Genomic DNA, 19,031 nt, shown 5'->3' on the forward strand with positions numbered 1-19,031 from the left:
GGCGGTGGAAGCTGAACTGTTTACGCCTCTGTCGTACTCAGACGACACGGATCACGCCACTCTCGCCAATGCGTTGCCACGGCAGGCCCAGCACCAGGCCGGCCAGTTGTTCGTGCGTCAGTTCATGCTGCTTCGATTCGCTGCCGGCGTGCGGCCAGGCAAATTGCCCCTGATTCAGACGTCGTGATGCCAACCAAATGCCGATCCCGTCGTGGATCAGGACCTTCATGCGGTTGGCGCGGCGATTGGCGAACAGATAAGCATGGTGCGGGTGCGCGGCACCGAATACCTTGACCACGCGCGCCAAGGCCGTGTCGAAACCGGCACGCATGTCTAGCGGATCGGTCGCCAGCCAGATCTCGTCGACGCGGATCACCGCATCCACTCGCGCAGCCAGGCGGCACACTGGGCGGCTTCGGACACGGGCCAACTGACCGTGATCGACTGATCGCCCCGGCGCACCTCGATGCGGATCTCTGCCGAGTGCGGACTCGGCGCTCCCAACGGCACCGACACAAAGGCTGGCAGCGACGGTGGCGTGGCCGGTGGACGACCCAGCGGTCTCTTGGGAAGTCGCCCCTCCGCCTGATCGATCCAGCGCCGCAGCAGATTCGCGTTGAGCCGGTGTTCCAGTGCGACCGCAGCAACCGATACGCCGATTCCCTGGCACGCAGCTACCACCTGCGCCTTGAACTCCTCGCTGTACCGTTGCCGGCGACGACGCTCGGGGAGTGCTTCCGATTCGATAGTGTTCACGTGTCCGCTTATTCGTTAGGTGGACACGATACTCCCAAGAGCTTTACCCCAACTCAAGACGGGTTGCCCGGCTGCTTACGGTAAACTGCCTTCCTGAGATTGTCGTTCCGCCACCCAACGCCTGTCCCGAAATTCCATCTCCAGAGATGGAAAATGAGTTTTTGAATCCGTTGATCGATACCTCGTTATTGGCGGTGGCCTTAACCGTTACAGATCCTCCCCACTGAAGAGAGATCTGATTGCCGTCTCCGTCAATCGTTACAAACCCACCATTTTGCACATGAATATCACCATTATCAATCTTGGCGACATCATTATTTCCTGTAAATATGTATGTGCCACTGCTCGAATTAACTGTGAGGCCATCGCCTTCGATATAGTGATATGGATCCGACGGTGATGTGCCGGCGTCGTTGTTTACGACTCCATTTTTACCACTCACGATTACTGTCGAAACCGAACTACGCGCCGTAATCACCGAACCTGGAGTGTCAACATAAACCAGTGCGACGCTCTCATCCGTTTTGTTGCCTGAAAAAGGCCCTTGAGTTGCACTTTGTGATTTGGTCAAATTCTCAAAGTAGCTTCCGTCATCGAATGTGCCGATGGACGCTTGATAATTGTACGTGTTCGTCGAGTCCGAGGTACTACCCGGTGGAATTGTCCAAATATTCTCAGCAGCTGCGCTGGGATCTCTTAGGGGACCATTTTGTGTCGGTACGCCGGACTGGCAAGTAATGCCCGATGTAAAAGTATACAGCGTGCTTCCATCAGACTGCACGGCAGAGGAGGTAGGTGCTTCTATCTGGTAACCATTGATTTGGCCGTTGGAGTTAATCTGAGGCACAACCATTCCGCCAGACAGCAACTGTTGTATACTATTCGAAAGTGAGCTTTGAAAAAACTGCTGATCAGTTGTTGAAAGTTTCTCATAAATCGACTGAATAATACCCTTTAGGCTTCCTAAAGCCGTCGACAAAGTTGTTTGACTCCCTGGCGACGACTCCCATCCGGCAGCAGTTAATGCGGCACTCAATATGGCCAGTGGAATAACAACTTCTGAAGTAGCTCCGAGAGCAACTGCTGCTAGAGCGGCACCTGCAATTTCATCCAATTGGCCAGCTTTTACTTGGCCGATTGCTGTTCCCCAATCTCCGTGTGCAATTTCATTTTTATTATCGAAAAATAATGTCTTCCACACTGAGCCGATATTTGCCCCAAGAACAGTCAATGATGATAACTTTGCGACGCTTCCAGCGACCATCCCTACTTCATTAGATGACGTTGCAAATTGCTGCAACATCTGCCATCCGCTGGCGCCGGTACCAAGAATATCAGCGCCCGCGCCAATTGAAGAAACCAACTTGTCAGCTGAATCGCTCTTGGAATTTTGAATTGTTGCCAAATTTGCGGCAGCGTCAGCTTCATTAGTCGCGCCACCGACCAAAAAGCTAATCAATGAATTTATAGCTTCAGCTTCACTAACATTCGGCATATCATACTCCTGGTAAATAGGTGTTTTGTATCTTCAATGCATGTGAAAGTGAAATTACCCACAAAATTGCAGTTATACAATAGAAGAATCTAAATAAACTTCCAAATGTCCTCCTCTCTTCCGTCAGTACACCCATTGTGATATTTTGATCGAGGAGAATTCGCTCATTCTCATCTTTGACCATTGTTGGCCAAAAATTTCCATGGCCATTCAACAAATAGAAACCATAGAGATAGAATTTCTCGTGACATCCTTCGCTGATACACTTTTTCCCAACTGAAGATCCAGGTCCATCTTCTATTTCGATAATTTCACCGTCGGCCGATTTGAATTCGATATTCATTCTAGATTTCGGGCCGCTTCCGACCAATCTCTCTGAAAATTCTCCGAAATATTTCATAATTGGGACTTTGGGTGGAAGATCGCCTTGATACGGTCGCGACATGTTGTACGTCAGAAACGGAGAAATGAATAGTCCGCCGATTGCGCCAATTAGTATTGTGTTCTTCCAGCGGCAGCCAATTATTCTTTTATCGCTCGACAAAATCATCAAAAATGCCTCGAGCAACCCAATTTCTGTGCGATTCGTCATGTCCATTCACTATAGTAATAGATAAAAATCAGGCTTTGTCACCATCGAGCCGCTCCACGCTCTGTTTTCTAGACACGTCGTGGACTACAGCGGCGATAGCCGTCGGCTCATCCGGTTAGTGGCTCACGGGCCTCCTGCGATTGAGCGGAGGTTGGCCTGGATTCGTGAAAAATTTGCCATGTTTTTACCTCGCGTACGGGTCTACTTAGCGACCGCCGCGATCAAGACTTCCTTCTGATCGACCAACGAGTCGGTGTCAACGAAATCTCAAACCGCGACAGGAATGATTGACCCAATAAACCATCGATCCTTGCACCATAGGGCGACTTGTTTCCTGCATCTACCGATACAGGGACATCCGAGGCCTCTGCGGTACCGACACGAACTGATTGCGCTTGAGCCAACATACCGTCGCGCACGCCATTGGCCGTCTGCAAATGAATCCGCTTTGCCGATTCCGTAGAAATATTGGCGCGTCTGGCAAAGTCCTTGCTTAACGATACATAGCTGGCACCGGTATCCACGATGAATGTTCCTTCGACACCGTTGATCCGCCCCTTGACCTGAATCGTGTTGTTTGATTGTCGCGCAAAGCTTTCTTGTCCCGACGCGTATTGAGATGGGCAACTCGCATGAGATGCGTACTTCGTGATCATGTCTTTGGCCGGTGTGTTATCGGCCCGCTCGGGATCGGCCGACATCCACATTCGGATAGCGCTTACTGCATCGCAATATCGACCGGCTTTGGCATGCAAGTCGGCAATGCGAATGAACAAATTACTGATCACCGAGGCGAGATTCGGCGATAGCGCCAACACCTGCATGTAGTCCGAAAGTGCTGCATCATCGTGCTGCCAAGCTTCGTATGCGCGGCCGCGATCAAAGTAATATTGGGGATCGGACGGACTATTCGTGATCAAGCGATCAAATATCGCCACTGCTCCTTTGAAGTCGCTCACGGACATCAGGTCATTGCCCGCAGCGCTCAAAAATCCGTCAGCCCGTCCGCATCGATCCACGAACTGTATGAGTGCATTCGCGCTCTCGCGTCGATAGCCCAAATCATCGATCTGCGCGGCCATGCGGCCCATGGCGTCTCGATTGCAGGTCTCACTGCTCAACTGTGCAAGCGCTCGACGGATATCAGGTTTCGTTAGGTCGGACGCACTGACTCCCGATAGGTGATACGTTTGAACTGCTGGCTTGATGTCGTCCGGCATCGAAAACTTCACTTCATCACATGATGCAATCAAGCTCACCCCGATACAGAGCGCGAGAAGTTTGGACAGACGTTTAGTTGATTTGCCGATTCGCCTGAACGTCTTCCGACTGCAGTACCAACGATCAAGGATATTCTTCATAGCTGTGCCGCCTCACTTGATAGACTCCACATTCCCAGTCGTCCGAGTTTCGATGCGAGCTGCAGTCGTGCCGAACGCCAATCAGTCAACGCTTGAATGCGCTGCTTCTTCGCATTGGCGAGCGCCGACTGGGTATTGAGCAATTCGAGGATGTTGCCCACACCGATTTGATATCGACGTCGTGCGGCTTCATAGGATTGTTGCGCCAACGCAAGTAGGTTCGCACTGTTGTTCAAATTTTTTGTCGTACTTTGCAGCAATTGATAGCTGTTCCAGACGTCGAGTCTGACCTGCTGTCGTGCTTCGGCCAGTAGATCCATCTGCAGTTCGGTCTGCGCGTCAGCCTGGCGGACTTGATACGTCCGTGCGAACCCTTCGAAGATCGGAATCGTCACCTGGAACCCGAGATACCACTCCCGGTGCGTGGCCGGGAACACCGGGAACCCGAGCTGCAGGCTGGTCGGCTGATTGTTGAAGTTGTACTGCGCCATCAGGTTTAGCCGCGGCAAACCCTCCGCGCGCGTTTGCGCCGCCTTGGCGCGGGCGGCGCCCACCTGTGCCTCGGCTGCCGCGATGCCTGGATAGTGCCGCTGCGCGTCTTCGATCAACCCCGCTACCGAATTGCCGAATTCGTGGTCAGGTTTCACGCCGTCGCCGACCTCCGGCAGTGTGATCGACGTCGTCGGTGCCAGATCCATATCCGACGCGAGCGTGCCCACTGCGCTGGCCCAGTCGCTTTCCGCTTTGGTTCGACTCACGACCGCTTCCGCGTAGGCGGTCTGCGCTTGCATCTGATCGCTGATCGCGGCGACACCGCGATCGACGCGCGCAGTCGCGGCGCCGGCGCTGCCCTGCGCGGTGCGCTCGACCTCTCGTGCCGCTGCCAGTGCACCTTGTGCGGCCTGGGCGGCATAAAAATCCTTCGCGACGGACCCGAACACCGTTTGCAGCGTCGCTAACTGATTGGCCTGCGCCGCCGCCAGCAGTTCCGTCGCGTTACGCAGCGCGGCTGAGCGGCCACCGAAGTCGTATAGCACCCAACTGAGCGACACGCTCGCGTTCTGCTGTTTCGTCCCATAATTCGAATCGTATTGCGGATACCCCGTGACGTGATTGCGTGCGACGTCGCGCGTGCCTTGCCAGTTGCCGTTGATGGTCGGCAGGAACGCGGTGCGCCCGACGCCGACGGCCGCCGCCTGAATTTTGACGTTGGCCCAGGCCTGACGCGTTTTAGGGTGGTTGCACAGCGCCCGCTCGACCGCGTCCTGCAGCTTCAGGGGCGTCGGCAGTTCGACGAACGTACACACGCTCTCGCCGGCCCCCAGGAGATCCACGGTCGGCGCGGTCGACACAGCACTGTTCGTCAGCAACGGATCGAATGCCCACGTCGTCGTTGCGATCAACATGCCGGAGACGAACGCGCCGATGGCCGCCGTTCTTCGTTCAGCGCTCACGCAGGCTCTCCTGGCCGGTCTGGATCACCGGATCGAGGAAGTAATGCGCGACGCTGCGCTTGCCGGTCTTGATCTCGGCCGAGACCGTCATGCCGGGTGTCAGATTGATCCACGTGTCGTTGGCGCGTATCCGGTTCGTCGTCAGGCGAATGCGGACTGGGAACGTCAGTCCGCGCCGGCGATCTGGCACTGCGTCGTTGGAGACAGTCTCGACGGTGCCCTGCAGGAAGCCGTAGCGGGTGTACGGAAACGCTTCAATCTTGACGACTGTCGGTTGACCGACCTTCACGAAACCAATGTCCTTGTTCTCAATATCGGCCTCGACTTCGAGCGTATCGTCCGGCACGATTTCCATAACTGAAGACGCGGCCGTAGCGACACCGCCCAGTGTATGAATCTTAAGCTGCTGGATAGTGCCGGCAACCGGTGCCGTGAGGCTCAACAGTTTCTGTCGTGTGTCGGCTTTTGTCTCATCGTTACGGCTCTGTGCCAGCTGCTGATTGGCCTTATCCAGCGTATCGAGTTGCTGGCGACGATATTCGGACGTCAGAGCCGCGACCTCGGCGCGCTGCTGGGCGATCGCGGCAACGAATTCCTGCGCATGGCTGCGTTGCGCCGCCAACTCGTGCTCCTGATTCAGCGCGGTTTGCTCCTTGTCGAGGTAGTCGGTACGCGCGACATATTTGTCGGCCACCAGCGACGCGTAGTCGTTCGCCTGCCGCCGGGACAAGGGTGCTGTCGCCTCGAGCTTCGCGATCTGCTGGCGCGTAGTGCCTAGTTCGGCCTCGCGTTTCAGTAACTCGGCCTGTGCGCTGTTCAGCTTGTCCCGATACTCGAAGTAAATGCCGTCAGCGAAGAGTTGCGCCTCGAGCTGCTGCTCGTCCCTCGCGTCATCGACTTTCGCCAGCGTGGGCGACGAGCCTTGTGCTTGCGCCTGCAACAGCGCACTACTGCGCTCGGCTGTCAACGCAGCGTCGACGCGGCTCTGACGAGCCTTGTCGGCATCGGCCGCCGCCTGGGTCGTATCGAGCTCCATCAGCAATTGGCCGGCCTGCACGCGCTGCCCATCACGAACGAGAATGCGCCGCACCACACCTGTAAGTGCAGGCTGTATCGTCTTGACCTGCTGTTTTGGAATCAGCTTGCCGGAAGCGACGGCGACGATGTCTAGCTTGCCGATCAACGCAATCAGCACGACAAGTGCCGCAAGTGCAACAACAATCCGCATTGTCCACATCGGCAGCGGATGGACTGGTGTCTCGACCAGTTCGAGGTGTGCAGGCAAAAAGGCCCGCTCGTGAGCAAGACGCGGCTTCGTATCGTTCTCGAGACGGGCTCGCCACGCCTCGCGGAAAACAGCTCTGTATTGACTAAAATGTGTAGCCAGCGCCTGAAGTTTCATAACCATGTCGCGCAGAAGACACATCAAGCGTTTTGAAGGGCAACCAGATGTGCGTAGTAGCCACGCTTATCGAGCAGCGCCTCGTGGGTACCCCGTTCGACGATGCGTCCCTTGTCCATTGCAATGATGCAATTGGCACGGCGCACCGAGCTTAGGCGATGGGCGATGATGATCACCGTTCGGCCCGAGCACATCGCCTTCATGTTGATCTGGATGATGTGTTCAGTCTCGAAATCCAGCGCGCTGGTGGCTTCGTCGAAAATCAGGATGCGCGGATTCGTCACCAGCGCCCGCGCGATCGCAATCCGCTGTCGCTGACCACCCGACAGATTCGCCCCTTGCTCTTCCACGATCGTGTCGTATCCTTCCGGCAACTCGGAGATAAAGTCGTGGGCGCCGGCGAGCTGGGCCGCCCGGATCACGATATCGAGCGACGCGGCCGGATCGGTTACCGCGATGTTTTCGCGAATCGAGCGGTTGAACAGCCGGTTCTCTTGCAGCACGACGCCAATCTGTCGACGTAGCCAGGCGGGCTCGGCCAGCACCAGATCGATGCCGTCGATGCGAACCCGTCCCTGTTCAGGTAAATAGAGCCGCTGCAGTAGCTTCGTGAGCGTACTTTTGCCCGAGCCCGAGCGGCCGACGATGCCGATCACCTCACCGGCCGCGATGTCGAGCGACACGTCATCAAGAATTGCGGGCCCGTCCGGACGATAGCGAAAACGGATCGATTGGAAACTAATGTTGCCGCGCACCGCCGGCAGCGTTTGCCGACTTTGTGCGAGCTCGGTACGGGTATTGAGAATGTCGCCCAGCCGGCTCATCGAGATCCCGACCTGCTGGAAGTCCTGCCAGAGCTGCGCGAGGCGCAGCACGGGAGCGGCCACGTGCTGCGACATCATGTTGAATGCGATGAGCTGGCCGACCGAGAGCTTGCCTTCGATCACGAAACGTGCGCCGAGAAACAGCGTTACTAACGACACCAACTTGCCAACCAATTGGATCAACTGCTGACCGACGTTGCCGAGCGTCGTGACTCGAAAGCCTGCCGCGACGTAGTCTGCAAGCTGGTTATCCCAGCGACGCGTGAACTGCGGTTCGATCGCCATCGACTTGACGGTTTCGACGCCGGACACGGTTTCGACTAGGAACGACTGGTTGTCTGCAGTGCGGGCGAACTTCTCGTCGAGTCGCTTGCGCAAGATTGGCGTGATCAGTATCGAAATCGCCGCATAGATCGGCAGCGAGATGGCCACGACTAGCGTCAGCCAGACGCTGTACAGACACATGACGCCTAGGAAGATGATTGAGAAGAACAGGTCGATGACGGCCGTCAGCGCCTGTCCGGTCAGGAAGGTGCGAATGCTCTCAAGTTCTCGTACCCGCGCGACGGTGTCGCCCACGCGACGCACGCCAAAGTATGCCAACGGCAACTTCAGTAAATGCCGGAACAGCTTCGCGCCGAGCTCGACATCGATCCGGCTCGCGGTATGGGCAAACACATAGTTGCGCACGCCCGACAGCAGAATCTCGAACAGGCCGCTGATCAGCAACGCGGCGCACACGACATTCAGCGTGTCGAACGCGCGGTTGACCAGCACCTTGTCCATCACCACCTGGAACATCAGAGGTGAGACGAGCGCAAACACTTGCAAGGCGGCCGACACGATCAGCACTTCGAGCAGAATGCGCCGGTACTTGACAACAGCCGGCACGAACCAGGAAAAGTCAAAGTGCGCGAGAGTACCAGCCAGTGATGCACGTGAAGCCAAGAGCAATAGCTGACCACTTGTTCGCGCCATCACGTCGGCCGGGGCGACGATCTCCGCTTGGGACGCCCCGGCCTCGACAATCAGAGCTTTCTCGGTGTCGCATGCAGCCAGCACGAAATGTCGACCGGATGCGTCTAGCATAAGGGCGGGTTTAGGCGTCTCTGCCAGTCGGTCAGCGGAAATCCGGGTGCGACGCACCTTCAGCCCCAGAGATCGCGCGGCGAGTTCCAGGTCGTTGATCGATAACTGATCGGTATGGGCCGCAGCCGCGTGCCGAAGCTGTTCTGCGTTCGCGGCAATTCCGTAATACTGGGCGATCAGGATCAGCGCAATCACGCCGGGATCGGTCATCTGCTTATTGCCGGGCATCGCCTCACTCATCTTGACACCATATTGACCGGTCTAAAAAACGATCGCAATAAGCATTGCGATCGGTACATAATTGGCGAGGATCATCTACCAAAAACGATGTTTTTTGGTGAGAAGCATTCAAAGAGATTGATAAATCGCCACAAAAACACGCGGCGCTAAATATTTTTCTAGTTTTATAGATTCACTGAATATCTTACAAAAGCATTTCGCGCAGGATATCCCGGAATCTGGGAAATAAGCCGCGACGCATTGCTCCTATCTCAAGTGGAGGGTGGATGGTTGAATATGTCGAAACGTGACCAACGATCCAAGTTGCTTGATGTTTTTTTTAGAATGTTACCAGCCCGTGAGCTGGCCTTTTGATGTCGATAAGGAAATTGAATTTATCGATTCATTCGTATTGTGACGCAGTCGAGTTGACGTAACTACACATGGGGCCAAACCAAGACGTTTTAGTATGTTTATAAATACTTGCTATACGCTGTAACGATACTATCGATAACTAGTGTTAGCGATACAGATGCATTTCTGAACAAAACTGCCGTTTCGCGAAATGCATCACACCCGATCGGCGCACCGCGCCCATTCTGTTACCTATAATCTCCGGATGCCGAACGTTCCGCCGTCACTACCGTTTCCCGACTCTGCGTCCCTGTCCGCGCTGCGCGCGTGGTACGCGGGGGTTAGCTCACGCGAGGCGGTTGAACGCTACTGCCCGCGGACGCTTGGGGACGGCCAGTCGGCACGTGGCGTGATCGGCCGGATTCGCCGGCAGCTCGCCGATTTCGCCCTCAGCCGGCACCGTGGCGATCTCGCCCAGCCGTTCCAGTGCGTGGCCGGCGAACGTACCCGCTGCCGCCGGGCCGCCAACCGGGCGCTGGACCTCCTTCCCTCGCTGCCGGTTCCGGAGCCGCGGGTGAGCGATCCGGTCGATGCCTGGCTAATCGCTTCGCCGCAAGCCCCGTTTCCCACGGACTACGTCACCTTGCCAGTGTCAGCAAGTCACCGCCGCTTCGACTCACTTCTTCTCGCCGCAGAGGAAGGGCATGCTCCGATACTACAACATCAACTCCTCCGGGTAGTGCATTCCAGACATGCTCAATCAGCTTCACCACATACGGGCGGGTTACGCTGGCTGGGCTACCATACGTAAAATCCGACACCCAGAGCTGATTCGGTCAATCAGCCTTGAACTGCCGGTTGACTCGGTCCAGCGGACGCGGCGCGGTCACATCGAGCAGCGTCGTGCGAACACGCTTACCGCGAACTGTGCCACGCAAGCCCTGCAGTTTCATCAACCGTCCGACCGTGCAGAGCGCCACACTCCGATTGCAAAAGCTCGTCGCGTTTCGCGCGGGCGCAGCGTTTCGACGGATCGCGAAGTTGCGTAGCATGGCGTCGGTAGCCCCACGGGGAGATCCGCAAGACCTTGCAGATCGGCTCGACCCCGAAGGTGTCGCGATGCTGATCGATGAAGGCCTTCAGGACTTGAAACGGCGGTCGAGCTCCGCCTGGGCGAAAAACGCGCTCGCGACCTTGAGAATCTCGTTGGCACGACGCAATTCTTTGACTTCGCGCTCCAGGGCCTTGAGACGCTCGCGCTCGTCTGTGGTCATGCCATCGCGCTCACCGTGGTCGACTTGGTCGCGGTTGACCCACTCGTGCAGTGTCTGCGGCGTGCAGCCGATCATCGGCGCAATCGATTCGACCGCCGCCCACATCGACGGATGTTCGCTACGCTGCTCGCGCACCAGACGCACTGCGCGCTCCCAGACTTCCGGGGAAAATTTGGTTGCTTTCTTGTTCATGGCTCGATTCTCTCAAGAATCCGAGCCTCCACAAAATTCGGTGCGATTCAATTCGTCGGAGTTCGCCGAAGTTCGATGACTTTTGGGTTGTCGAGCTTTGACTTCAGTATTGAATTTTCGAACGTCAACACTTCATTGATAGATGAAAGGCGTGCGATATCGAATCGAAGGGCGGCAATCTCTTTGCGCAGCATAGCGAGCTTATTCCGCTCATCGATAAGTTCCTGGTGCTTTTTCGCGTTGAGCGCGGTTGTCGCGACCTTGAGCATTCCGGATGATCTCTGCGATGCCTGGGTAATGATTGTGGATGAGAGCCGGGCTTACACCCGCTTCTCGGGCAACAGTCGCGATATTCAGCGTTGTCGCTTTCGTATGCGCGCGGCCCCTCTGGATGCGATGGATCGCGAGGCGTAATTCCTTTTCACGTGCCTCACCGCTCTTGCGGGTTTCGGCCATTACGTTACCTCCTGAATGTCGTGGCCGAGCGACGACAACACGTCGCGGCAGCGTTCCATATCTCGGCGAACTATGTTCAAACCTGCTTCGCCGATATCGTTACAGCTCAGGACTTCCTTAAGATGATCGTGGAGACCTTGGTAGAGCTTTTCGTGTCGGCGGCCGATCACCGAATGATTGCAGTTGCTGCAACGAGTACGCTCCATGTCGTTTCCGACGCAGCGATCATCATCGGCTGTACACCATGCGTGTCCGTTACTCCGAATAGATGTGCTACTCGCAAGCGATCGAACCATCTGTTTGTGATTCTTGAAGATGGTCACGGCTTCGTCCCCTCGCCACGCTACGAGATTTTTTCCGTAGCTGCCAGCAAGCGGTTCTCCACGTTGTAACCAAGTATCAACAACGCCGGCTTTAATCTCATCAAGCTCATCTTGGATCTCGACGTAAAGTGCTAACTCTTGTGATTCGTTGAGTGCATAGCCAAGTGTCATGTCCAGCGACCAGTGCTTGAAGTGCTCTCGCAGGTAACGTAGATCTCCGAACTGGCTGCGAGCAGCGTAGTTGGCAAATTTCCGTCGGAATTGATGAGTAGCCAAATCCCAGGTAAGGCCGCATTCCCGAGCGAAGATCTTGAGGGTACTACCCCATGCCCCTCGAGACATTGTGCGAACCCTATTGTTTTTGCGCGGCGCGATGGACAAGAAAACTGCGTTTGCGTGTCGCTTGGTCTCGATAATCTCAGGATCAAAAGGATTGATCGCACGGCGTTCGGAGATTTCTGCTGTAATCATATTCTGATATGGCTGAGCCCAACGCTCCATGATTCGAAGAGCAATAACGGCAGCCTCAGGAACCATCCATTCGGTATGGCCAGCGTCTGTCTTTGTTGACTGCGAGCGCATCCACCAATGAGTAATCGCTCTATCATCCTCGCTTTCATCCTTATTCGCACTCTTTGGCGATTCTAGCGTGCTATAGCAGGATCCTGCTTGGATGAAAGCGAGTTCATGATTTCGGCAGCCCGAGACCGATGCGACCACAATATAGCAAGCGGTACGAAGGTCGCGCAGGGATTTTCTGAAGTCGCCTACGCTAATTGATAAGCCGTTGCGTTTGATAAGTTTGTCAATGACGGAATCTGCCGGAGTCGCGTCGTCGGCTCTAAGTGCTCCCGCGGGACCCATTTGGTCGCGGAGATCGAGTAATGCATTACCTTTCTCGACTATCGACCAGGCCTTTTGAAAGAGCACGATGAATACGTCGTCTGGGATTAGTGGCGTCGCGCCTCCGCGGCTGCCGCTACCTGCGCCGGTAAGGCCTGCGAGGTGTGTGGCAGAGGTGCCTGGCCATGGATGGCTGCGCATTCGGTCGTCGGTATATTGACTGAGTTCGTATATGGCTTCGACTACGCCGAAGCAGTGTCCCAGTGAAGAAGCTTTTAGAGGTTGGCCAAGCCGGCCTGTTCGGCGCTGTTTGCATGCGTCGACATAGGCTGAGCATACTAGCGGCGTGACGTCCGCCAGTTTCGCGATACCGAGGCGTTCCAGGTGCCGTAGGAACGGGAGTGCGTCACTGGCCAATTTCGCTATGCTCCGAGCGGACGGGCGCTTCTGCCCGGGACGACCCCGGCGAATGTAGCGGTAGAGAATTGCCTTCATCGTTGCCCGATAAGATTTGGGTATTTTGCGGAAATCTAGCCTCTGAACGGAGTCCAGTGTGTTCGTCGGTTGACCAAGGAATTGCCACCGATCGTCGCCGTAGTGGGAGAGCACAATCGAGTAACCAGAAACCTCTTGTGTTGAAATAATCAACGCATCACGTTCATGTTCGGGCATGTCACGAACTGTCAGCGGCTGATGCTGATGGATATGTTCCATTGAGGAGGCCGCAGGAGAGTGGTTCATTGCAGTGACTCCAAATCGTCGAGGATTGTCTGACTGGCCCAGAAAGGATGGGGATCATGGCGAGCGCGCTCACGGGCCGCTGTGACATCGCCTTTCCTGAATATCTTCCGCGCAATGCCTGCCGCGATTACGTCTCGTTCAATTAGGCGGGGGATGTGTTTGAACTGCCTATCCCAGCGATGTTGATCCATGCGTGATCGTTCTCTAAGCACGCGCCAGTAAAAAGAGTAGAGTCTCCAGAGATCGTCGCCGGTCACAACATAGTTTCTGCAGCGCAAGCAGTTCAGAAAGCGCTCGCAGGTCGCGTCTGCGCGCTTGGGGGCGTATTCCCCCATTTTGATATCGGAACACTTGCCGAGCGGCGTGCGCTCGGTCGCCCCAAGTGTCCCTGAGAGCAACTCGTCGACAAGACATATCCCCATGAACCGCCAGTCCTGCTTTGCGTCTTCCCCGGGGCGTAGATAGTGGCGCGATGTCACCGGCGCGGTGTTTCCTGCGGTGACGGCTGTGGTGACGATGTCGCCTTCTAGGATTTCATTGACGCGGTTTGTGAACGTCTTGCGTAGACGGCTGATATTGATGCGCAACGGCTTGCTGTCGTTGTCCACGAGATTGTTACCATGTACGAGTTTCTTGATCGCTTCATCGAGCACTCCAATTTTCAGATTTACAATCTGGCGCTGTCCGTCGATCTGTCGAGTCGGGTACAACCAAACCCGATTGCGAATGTCCGGAGGTGCTTCCATCCGAATCTGATCGGTAAGTTCGATGACTCTGCGAATCAGGCGGCTGACGGCTGGCCGTAGTGCTGGATTTGATTCTACAGATCGTTCTGCCGTTGTCTCGGAGCGGATCACGACCTTTGTTGTCGTATGGCCGCGCCGCTTGTATAGCACCAGGAATTCGAGGCCATCTTTCGGATGAGGCCTCAAGCAGTCGATGGGCATTTCCATCAGGGCCGTGGTATTTCTGCCGGTGTGGAGCGCGACGACCAATAGTGCATATGCGAGCAATGTACTAGTCGGCGGGGTGTCGATTGTCATAATCGGTATCACGGCCGTTTTCACGGCTGCAGTAAACGCCTTACGTTCTGCCCGCGTGAGAGGGGTTTCGCCTCTGTCGTGTCGATGGCTACCCGGAAATGGATTGCTAGGGAATGTAGCGTTGTCACCGCTAATCATGAGCTCGAACAGGCCGCGTCGGCCAAGGGCAACTAGGACCGACTTCGTGTAGGCGTAGCAGACCCGCTGGGTGAGTGTCGAAACACCTCTGTCGCGCAAGAAAGCGAGGTAGCTGTCGAGCACGTCGCGATTGATGTCGTGTAGTTGGAGTGCTCGACCGATTGCTGCCGCGTGTATGAGCAGGTAGTCGAGGAAGTGCCTGACTCCGGTACAGTAGCCCGCTACTGTTGAGATCTCGACGTCTAGGTCCTGTTTGTCGAGAAAGCGCTCGATCTGACGCTGGCACGCGTAAGTGATTGGATCAATGCCAACGGTGTACCACGGACCGAAATCGAACTGGCGACGCTTTGATGCGTTTATGCCGAGGCGGACTACGGTATCAGCAGGAGGTATCACGTCGGCCGGGATGGAAATATATCCGTCGTCTCCGGCAGCATGTTCGACCTCTATCGTGGCGAGATCGGACTTCACAAAGGCTTTACGTTTTCCCATCATTCCTCCGCCGCAAACCTGTTCAATTCATCGTCGTAGGCGAGTACAGCGTCGTCGGCCAGTTCGTTGATCAGGTGCAGATACACCATTGTTGTTTGAATCGATGCATGTCCGAGCTGGCGCTGAAGGAACACCACCGGCTCGATCCGGTTGCGGTTGCGTTCACGCTGCAGCGCTACAAGGGTGTGAGTTGCGTACGTGTGTCGCAGCATATGGGGCCACACGTGGAGTCCGATCTTCTGTCCGATCAGACGTACGATCCGGTCGAGACTCTTACCGTCCGAGCTGTATGGTTCGCCAGACTGATTCAGGAAAAGCGGCGAGCGTTCATGCGAGCTCAGCGCGGAGCGAAGACCTCGCTGATGGACTGAATAGTGATGGAGGTCTTGCATCAGTTGCCGGCTGACGTATATGTCGCGGGCCTTGCTACCTTTGGTCCTCATGCCGTGACCATCGCGAGGATCAAGACTCACTCGGACGTTGCGCTCGTGACGGTGGGGGTGTCAGGATTTCCGTGTTCAAGGCGGGTGGAGTAATTACACGGAAGGCCGAACGAATCGATCTGCGTAAAGGATAGCGAATTGGTTCATAGCCGTCTTCCAGTCATGAGCAGCGCTTCCCCAATTCGCGGTGATGTTGCGCAAGGCCAGCCAGATGAGTTTGGTGGCGGCCTCGTCGGTCGGGAAGTGACCACGGGTCTTGATGATCTTGCGCAGTTGCGAGTTGATATTTTCAATCGCGTTTGTCGTGTAGATGTCGTGTAGATGATCTTGCGCACACCCGGCGGAAACGCAAAGAACGGGATCACGCGATCCCAGGCGTTGCGCCACGCGCTACTGACGGTCGGGAATTTCTGACCCCACGGACCATCCGCAAACGCATCGAGTTCGGCCTGAGCGGCTTCCGCGCTGGGAGCGGCGTAGATCGGTTTGATCGCGGCGGCCAATCCGCGGCGGTCTTTCCAACTGGCGTAATCGAGGCTGTTGCGGATTAGATGGACGATGCAGGTTTGCAGCGTCGTGGCCGGAAACACTACCGCCAGCGCTTCGGGCATGCCCTTAAGACCATCAGTGACCGCGATCAGGATGTCGTGAACGCCGCGCGTCTTCAGATCGTTGAACACCTTCATCCAGAATTTGGCACCCTCGGTATTCTCGATCCACAGGCCCAGGATCTCCCGGGTGCCGTCGGGCAGCACGCCCAGCGCCAGGTACACCGCCTTGTTGCGTACGACGGCGTCTTCACGAATCTTGACCCGCAGTGCGTCGAAAAACACGACCGGATACATCGGCTCGAGCGGTCGGGCCTGCCAGGCCGTCACTTCGGCCATGACCTCGTCGGTCACGGAGCTGATGAAGTCGGGCGAGACCTCGGTACCGTACTGTTCCAGCAGAAAGCCCTGGATCTCGCGTACGGTCATGCCTCGGGCATACATGGCGACGATCTTGTCGTCGAAGCCGGTGAAGCGCCGTTCGTGCTTGGGAATCAGGATGGGTTCGAAGCTGCCGTCGCGGTCACGCGGCACCTCGATGCGGATCGGCCCGTCTTCGGTCAGAACCGTCTTGGCCCCTTTGCCGTTGCGCTGATTCGTGACGTTGGCCGGCTTGGCAGCTCCGGCAGGGTAGCCGAGATGATGGTTCATCTCGCCGCCCAACGCACGCTCGATTAGCGCCTTCTTGAGCGCCAGCGTCGCGGCATTGATGGCTTCAGCCGTCATCGGACCGTTGCCGAACTGTTCAAGCAGCTCGGCCGGAATCGCCGGCAGAATTGCCGGCTGGGCTTTCGGTTTGCGAGGCATACACTCTCCTTGGGAGCATGTTATGCCTTAAACACAAAATTCCTGACAGGCCCGTGACGGTAGGGGCGGTCTGGATCGAAGACATATACCAGTGGGAACGTTGCGAGTTCCTCTTTGCGAAGACCAGTTCCCAAAGCGAGGCGAATGATCATCCGATGATGCGGATTCTCAGCAGAATGCAGAAGTTGTTTTACTTGTGCCGGCGAAAGAAATTTCGGCAACCCTTTGTGGGTTCGCGGCATTACGTCGGGTGTTGCCAAGACGCCGCCAGAGGTTTTCACGTGTGCAAGAAATCTCCCACCGACGCTCATTCGACGATTGTCGTACAAGAACGGCAGTGTCGGAATCCATTGCTGGTGCATCGCAAACTCATAAAACTTGCAGATGTAGACCAGACGATTACGCACCGTCGCGCGGGCTAGGTCGTACTCCTCGAGGCAATAGTCACGATAAGCGGCAACAAGTGTTTTTTGCTCCCCACGGCTGACATCGTCCCAGCGGAGATCATGCGTTTGGAGAAAGCTGAAATAGTCGTAGAGCGCTCGTGCAGTGTTGATCCATGACTTTTTTGAGCCGATGGCGCCGCGCAAGAGATAGAACCGGAAAAATTCATTGACTGGACGGCAACCCTCCATGTTGTCCCAAAGCAGAATCGGGAAACAGGGATAGGGCCGGCCGCTGATGAGGAAGTCGCTGGTGGAAGAGATCAGCCGCATTCAGGTTCTCCCGCCGATCAGCAAGGATGAAGACCGTCGATTGGTGGTTGTGTGCGGCCTCACCTGCGAATCGAGGCTGCGCCACCATCTAAGCGTTGCGTTCTCCGCCTTCGCATGTATCATTCGCCCTTCCTCAAGATCGTCATCAGTCGCCCACCTCTAAGTAGCTGATAAATCTACATAATTTTCCTAACCTATGCAAAGTTCCTGAACAATCCGCGCCATGGAAACTTATGACATCGCCGTGATCGGCGCGGGCGCCGCCGGCATGATGAGCGCCGCGGTCGCCGGGCAACTCGGCCGCCGCGTCGTGCTGATCGATCACGCGCCGCGGCTCGCCGAGAAAATCCGCATCTCGGGCGGCGGCCGCTGCAACTTCACGAACCTGTATGCCGGGCCGGACAACTACCTGTCGTCGAATCCGCATTTCGCGCGCTCGGCGCTGGCGCGCTATACGCCGCGCGACTTCCTCGGGCTGCTCAAGCGCCATCACGTGACCTGGCACGAAAAGCACAAGGGTCAGCTCTTTTGCGACCACGGCAGCGATGCGATCATCGACGTGCTGAAGCACGAGTGCGACGCGGGCGGCATCGCGTGGCGCCGGCCCGTCGTCGTCGACGCGGTGCGCCATGCGCCGTCCGACGGCTTCACGCTCGACACGCAGCAGGCCGGCCCGATCGGCGCGCGCGCGCTGATCGTCGCGACCGGCGGTCTGTCGATCCCGAAGATCGGCGCGACCGACTTCGGCTACCGGCTCGCGAAGCAGTTCGGCCACAAGCTCGTCGATACGCGGCCGGCCCTCGTGCCGCTGACGTTCGCGCCGCAGGACTGGGCGCCGTTCGCGCCGCTGTCCGGCGTATCGCTCGAAGTGCGCGTCTCGACCGGCGACAAAAAGCGCGGCGGCGAATTCGTCGAGGACCTGCTGCTGACCCATCGCGGGCTGTCCGGGCCGGGCATTCTGCAAATCTCGAGCTACTGGCAGCCGGGCGATCCGATCCGCGTCGACCTGCTGCCGCAGCGCGACACGGTGGCCGACCTGCTCGACGCGAAACGCACGTCGAAGCGCCAGATCGGTTCGCTGCTCGCCGACTGGGTGCCGTCGCGCCTCGCGCATGCGTGGCTCGACACGCATCGCGTCGCGGCCGACGCGCGGCTCGCGGATTTGCCCGACAAGACGCTGCGCCAGATCGGCGACGCGCTGTCCGGCTGGACGCTGACGCCGAACGGCACCGAAGGCTACAAGAAGGCCGAAGTGACGAAGGGCGGGGTCGATACGCGGGAGCTGTCGTCGGCGACGATGATGAGCGCACGCGTGCCGGGGCTGTTCTTCATCGGCGAGGCGGTGGACGTGACGGGCTGGCTCGGCGGCTACAACTTCCAGTGGGCGTGGGCGTCCGGCACGGCGGCCGGGCAGGCCGCGGCCGAGTACGCGCGAGCCGCGTGACGCCCGGCGCCGCGCCGTTCCGGCG

14 protein-coding genes, 2 pseudogenes and 1 other annotated feature are annotated in these 19,031 nt (G+C 57.0%); of the genes and pseudogenes, 1 reads left to right on the plus strand and 15 read right to left on the minus strand.

The window, feature by feature from the left end; translation table 11 throughout:
* Positions 1-37: 37 nt before the first annotated feature.
* From tnpB to CFB46_RS35470, 15 genes and pseudogenes are all read right to left on the minus strand, one after another.
* Positions 38-385 (minus strand): IS66 family insertion sequence element accessory protein TnpB, encoded by a 348-nt coding sequence (tnpB, locus tag CFB46_RS23310; protein ID WP_143751641.1) that lies wholly within the window; start codon positions 383-385, stop codon positions 38-40.
* A complete protein-coding gene (tnpA, locus tag CFB46_RS23315) occupies positions 373-756 on the minus strand; it encodes an IS66-like element accessory protein TnpA (RefSeq protein WP_152778060.1) in 384 nt (127 codons plus the stop codon). The genes tnpB and tnpA overlap by 13 nt, the downstream gene beginning before the upstream one ends.
* Positions 757-799: 43 nt before the next feature.
* Positions 800-2,251 carry a hypothetical protein gene (locus CFB46_RS35460; RefSeq protein ID WP_143751652.1) on the minus strand — a complete coding sequence of 484 codons (1,452 nt, stop codon included), beginning with the start codon at positions 2,249-2,251 and terminating at the stop codon, positions 800-802.
* 1 nt (position 2,252) lies between these two features.
* On the minus strand, positions 2,253-2,849 hold the full coding sequence (locus CFB46_RS35465) for a hypothetical protein (protein ID WP_143751653.1): 597 nt from the start codon (positions 2,847-2,849) through the stop codon (positions 2,253-2,255).
* 215 nt (positions 2,850-3,064) lie between these two features.
* Positions 3,065-4,204 carry a retroviral-like aspartic protease family protein gene (locus CFB46_RS23320; protein WP_089501426.1) on the minus strand — a complete coding sequence of 380 codons (1,140 nt, stop codon included), beginning with the start codon at positions 4,202-4,204 and terminating at the stop codon, positions 3,065-3,067.
* The gene (locus CFB46_RS23325; RefSeq protein WP_256980668.1) at positions 4,201-5,658 is read right to left on the minus strand and encodes a TolC family protein; all 1,458 of its coding nucleotides are present in this window, start codon (positions 5,656-5,658) and stop codon (positions 4,201-4,203) included. Before CFB46_RS23325 ends, CFB46_RS23320 begins: the two co-directional genes overlap by 4 nt.
* Positions 5,648-7,066 (minus strand): HlyD family type I secretion periplasmic adaptor subunit, encoded by a 1,419-nt coding sequence (locus CFB46_RS23330; RefSeq protein WP_089502315.1) that lies wholly within the window; start codon positions 7,064-7,066, stop codon positions 5,648-5,650. Before CFB46_RS23330 ends, CFB46_RS23325 begins: the two co-directional genes overlap by 11 nt.
* Before the next feature lie 17 nt (positions 7,067-7,083).
* A complete protein-coding gene (locus tag CFB46_RS23335; protein ID WP_306427319.1) occupies positions 7,084-9,213 on the minus strand; it encodes a type I secretion system permease/ATPase in 2,130 nt (709 codons plus the stop codon).
* Between the two features lie 1,172 nt (positions 9,214-10,385).
* Positions 10,386-11,012: pseudogene (locus CFB46_RS23345) on the minus strand (transposase); the annotation flags it as partial.
* Positions 10,615-10,731 (minus strand) — a sequence feature (AL1L pseudoknot). (Overlaps the previous pseudogene by 117 nt.)
* Before the next feature lie 210 nt (positions 11,013-11,222).
* Positions 11,223-11,468, minus strand: coding sequence for a hypothetical protein (locus tag CFB46_RS36255; RefSeq protein ID WP_218827933.1), 246 nt, complete (start codon positions 11,466-11,468; stop codon positions 11,223-11,225).
* Positions 11,468-13,375: a hypothetical protein gene (locus tag CFB46_RS23355; protein ID WP_089501428.1), complete on the minus strand. Its 1,908-nt coding sequence runs from the start codon at positions 13,373-13,375 to the stop codon at positions 11,468-11,470. Before CFB46_RS23355 ends, CFB46_RS36255 begins: the two co-directional genes overlap by 1 nt.
* The gene (locus CFB46_RS23360; protein WP_089502317.1) at positions 13,372-15,048 is read right to left on the minus strand and encodes a hypothetical protein; all 1,677 of its coding nucleotides are present in this window, start codon (positions 15,046-15,048) and stop codon (positions 13,372-13,374) included. Before CFB46_RS23360 ends, CFB46_RS23355 begins: the two co-directional genes overlap by 4 nt.
* On the minus strand, positions 15,048-15,491 hold the full coding sequence (locus tag CFB46_RS23365) for a tyrosine-type recombinase/integrase (protein ID WP_089501429.1): 444 nt from the start codon (positions 15,489-15,491) through the stop codon (positions 15,048-15,050). The genes CFB46_RS23360 and CFB46_RS23365 overlap by 1 nt, the downstream gene beginning before the upstream one ends.
* 93 nt (positions 15,492-15,584) lie before the next feature.
* Positions 15,585-16,846: pseudogene (locus CFB46_RS23370) on the minus strand (IS256 family transposase).
* A gap of 20 nt (positions 16,847-16,866) precedes the next feature.
* Positions 16,867-17,562, minus strand: a complete 696-nt coding sequence (locus CFB46_RS35470; RefSeq protein WP_143751654.1) for a hypothetical protein — start codon at positions 17,560-17,562, stop codon at positions 16,867-16,869.
* Positions 17,563-17,785: 223 nt separating this feature from the next.
* On the opposite strand from CFB46_RS35470, the gene CFB46_RS23375 reads away from it, so the two are divergent.
* Positions 17,786-19,006, plus strand: coding sequence for an NAD(P)/FAD-dependent oxidoreductase (locus tag CFB46_RS23375; protein ID WP_027782558.1), 1,221 nt, complete (start codon positions 17,786-17,788; stop codon positions 19,004-19,006).
* Positions 19,007-19,031 lie beyond the last annotated feature (25 nt).

This window comes from Burkholderia sp. HI2761, from assembly GCF_002223355.1.
Classification (GTDB): Bacteria; Pseudomonadota; Gammaproteobacteria; order Burkholderiales; family Burkholderiaceae; genus Burkholderia.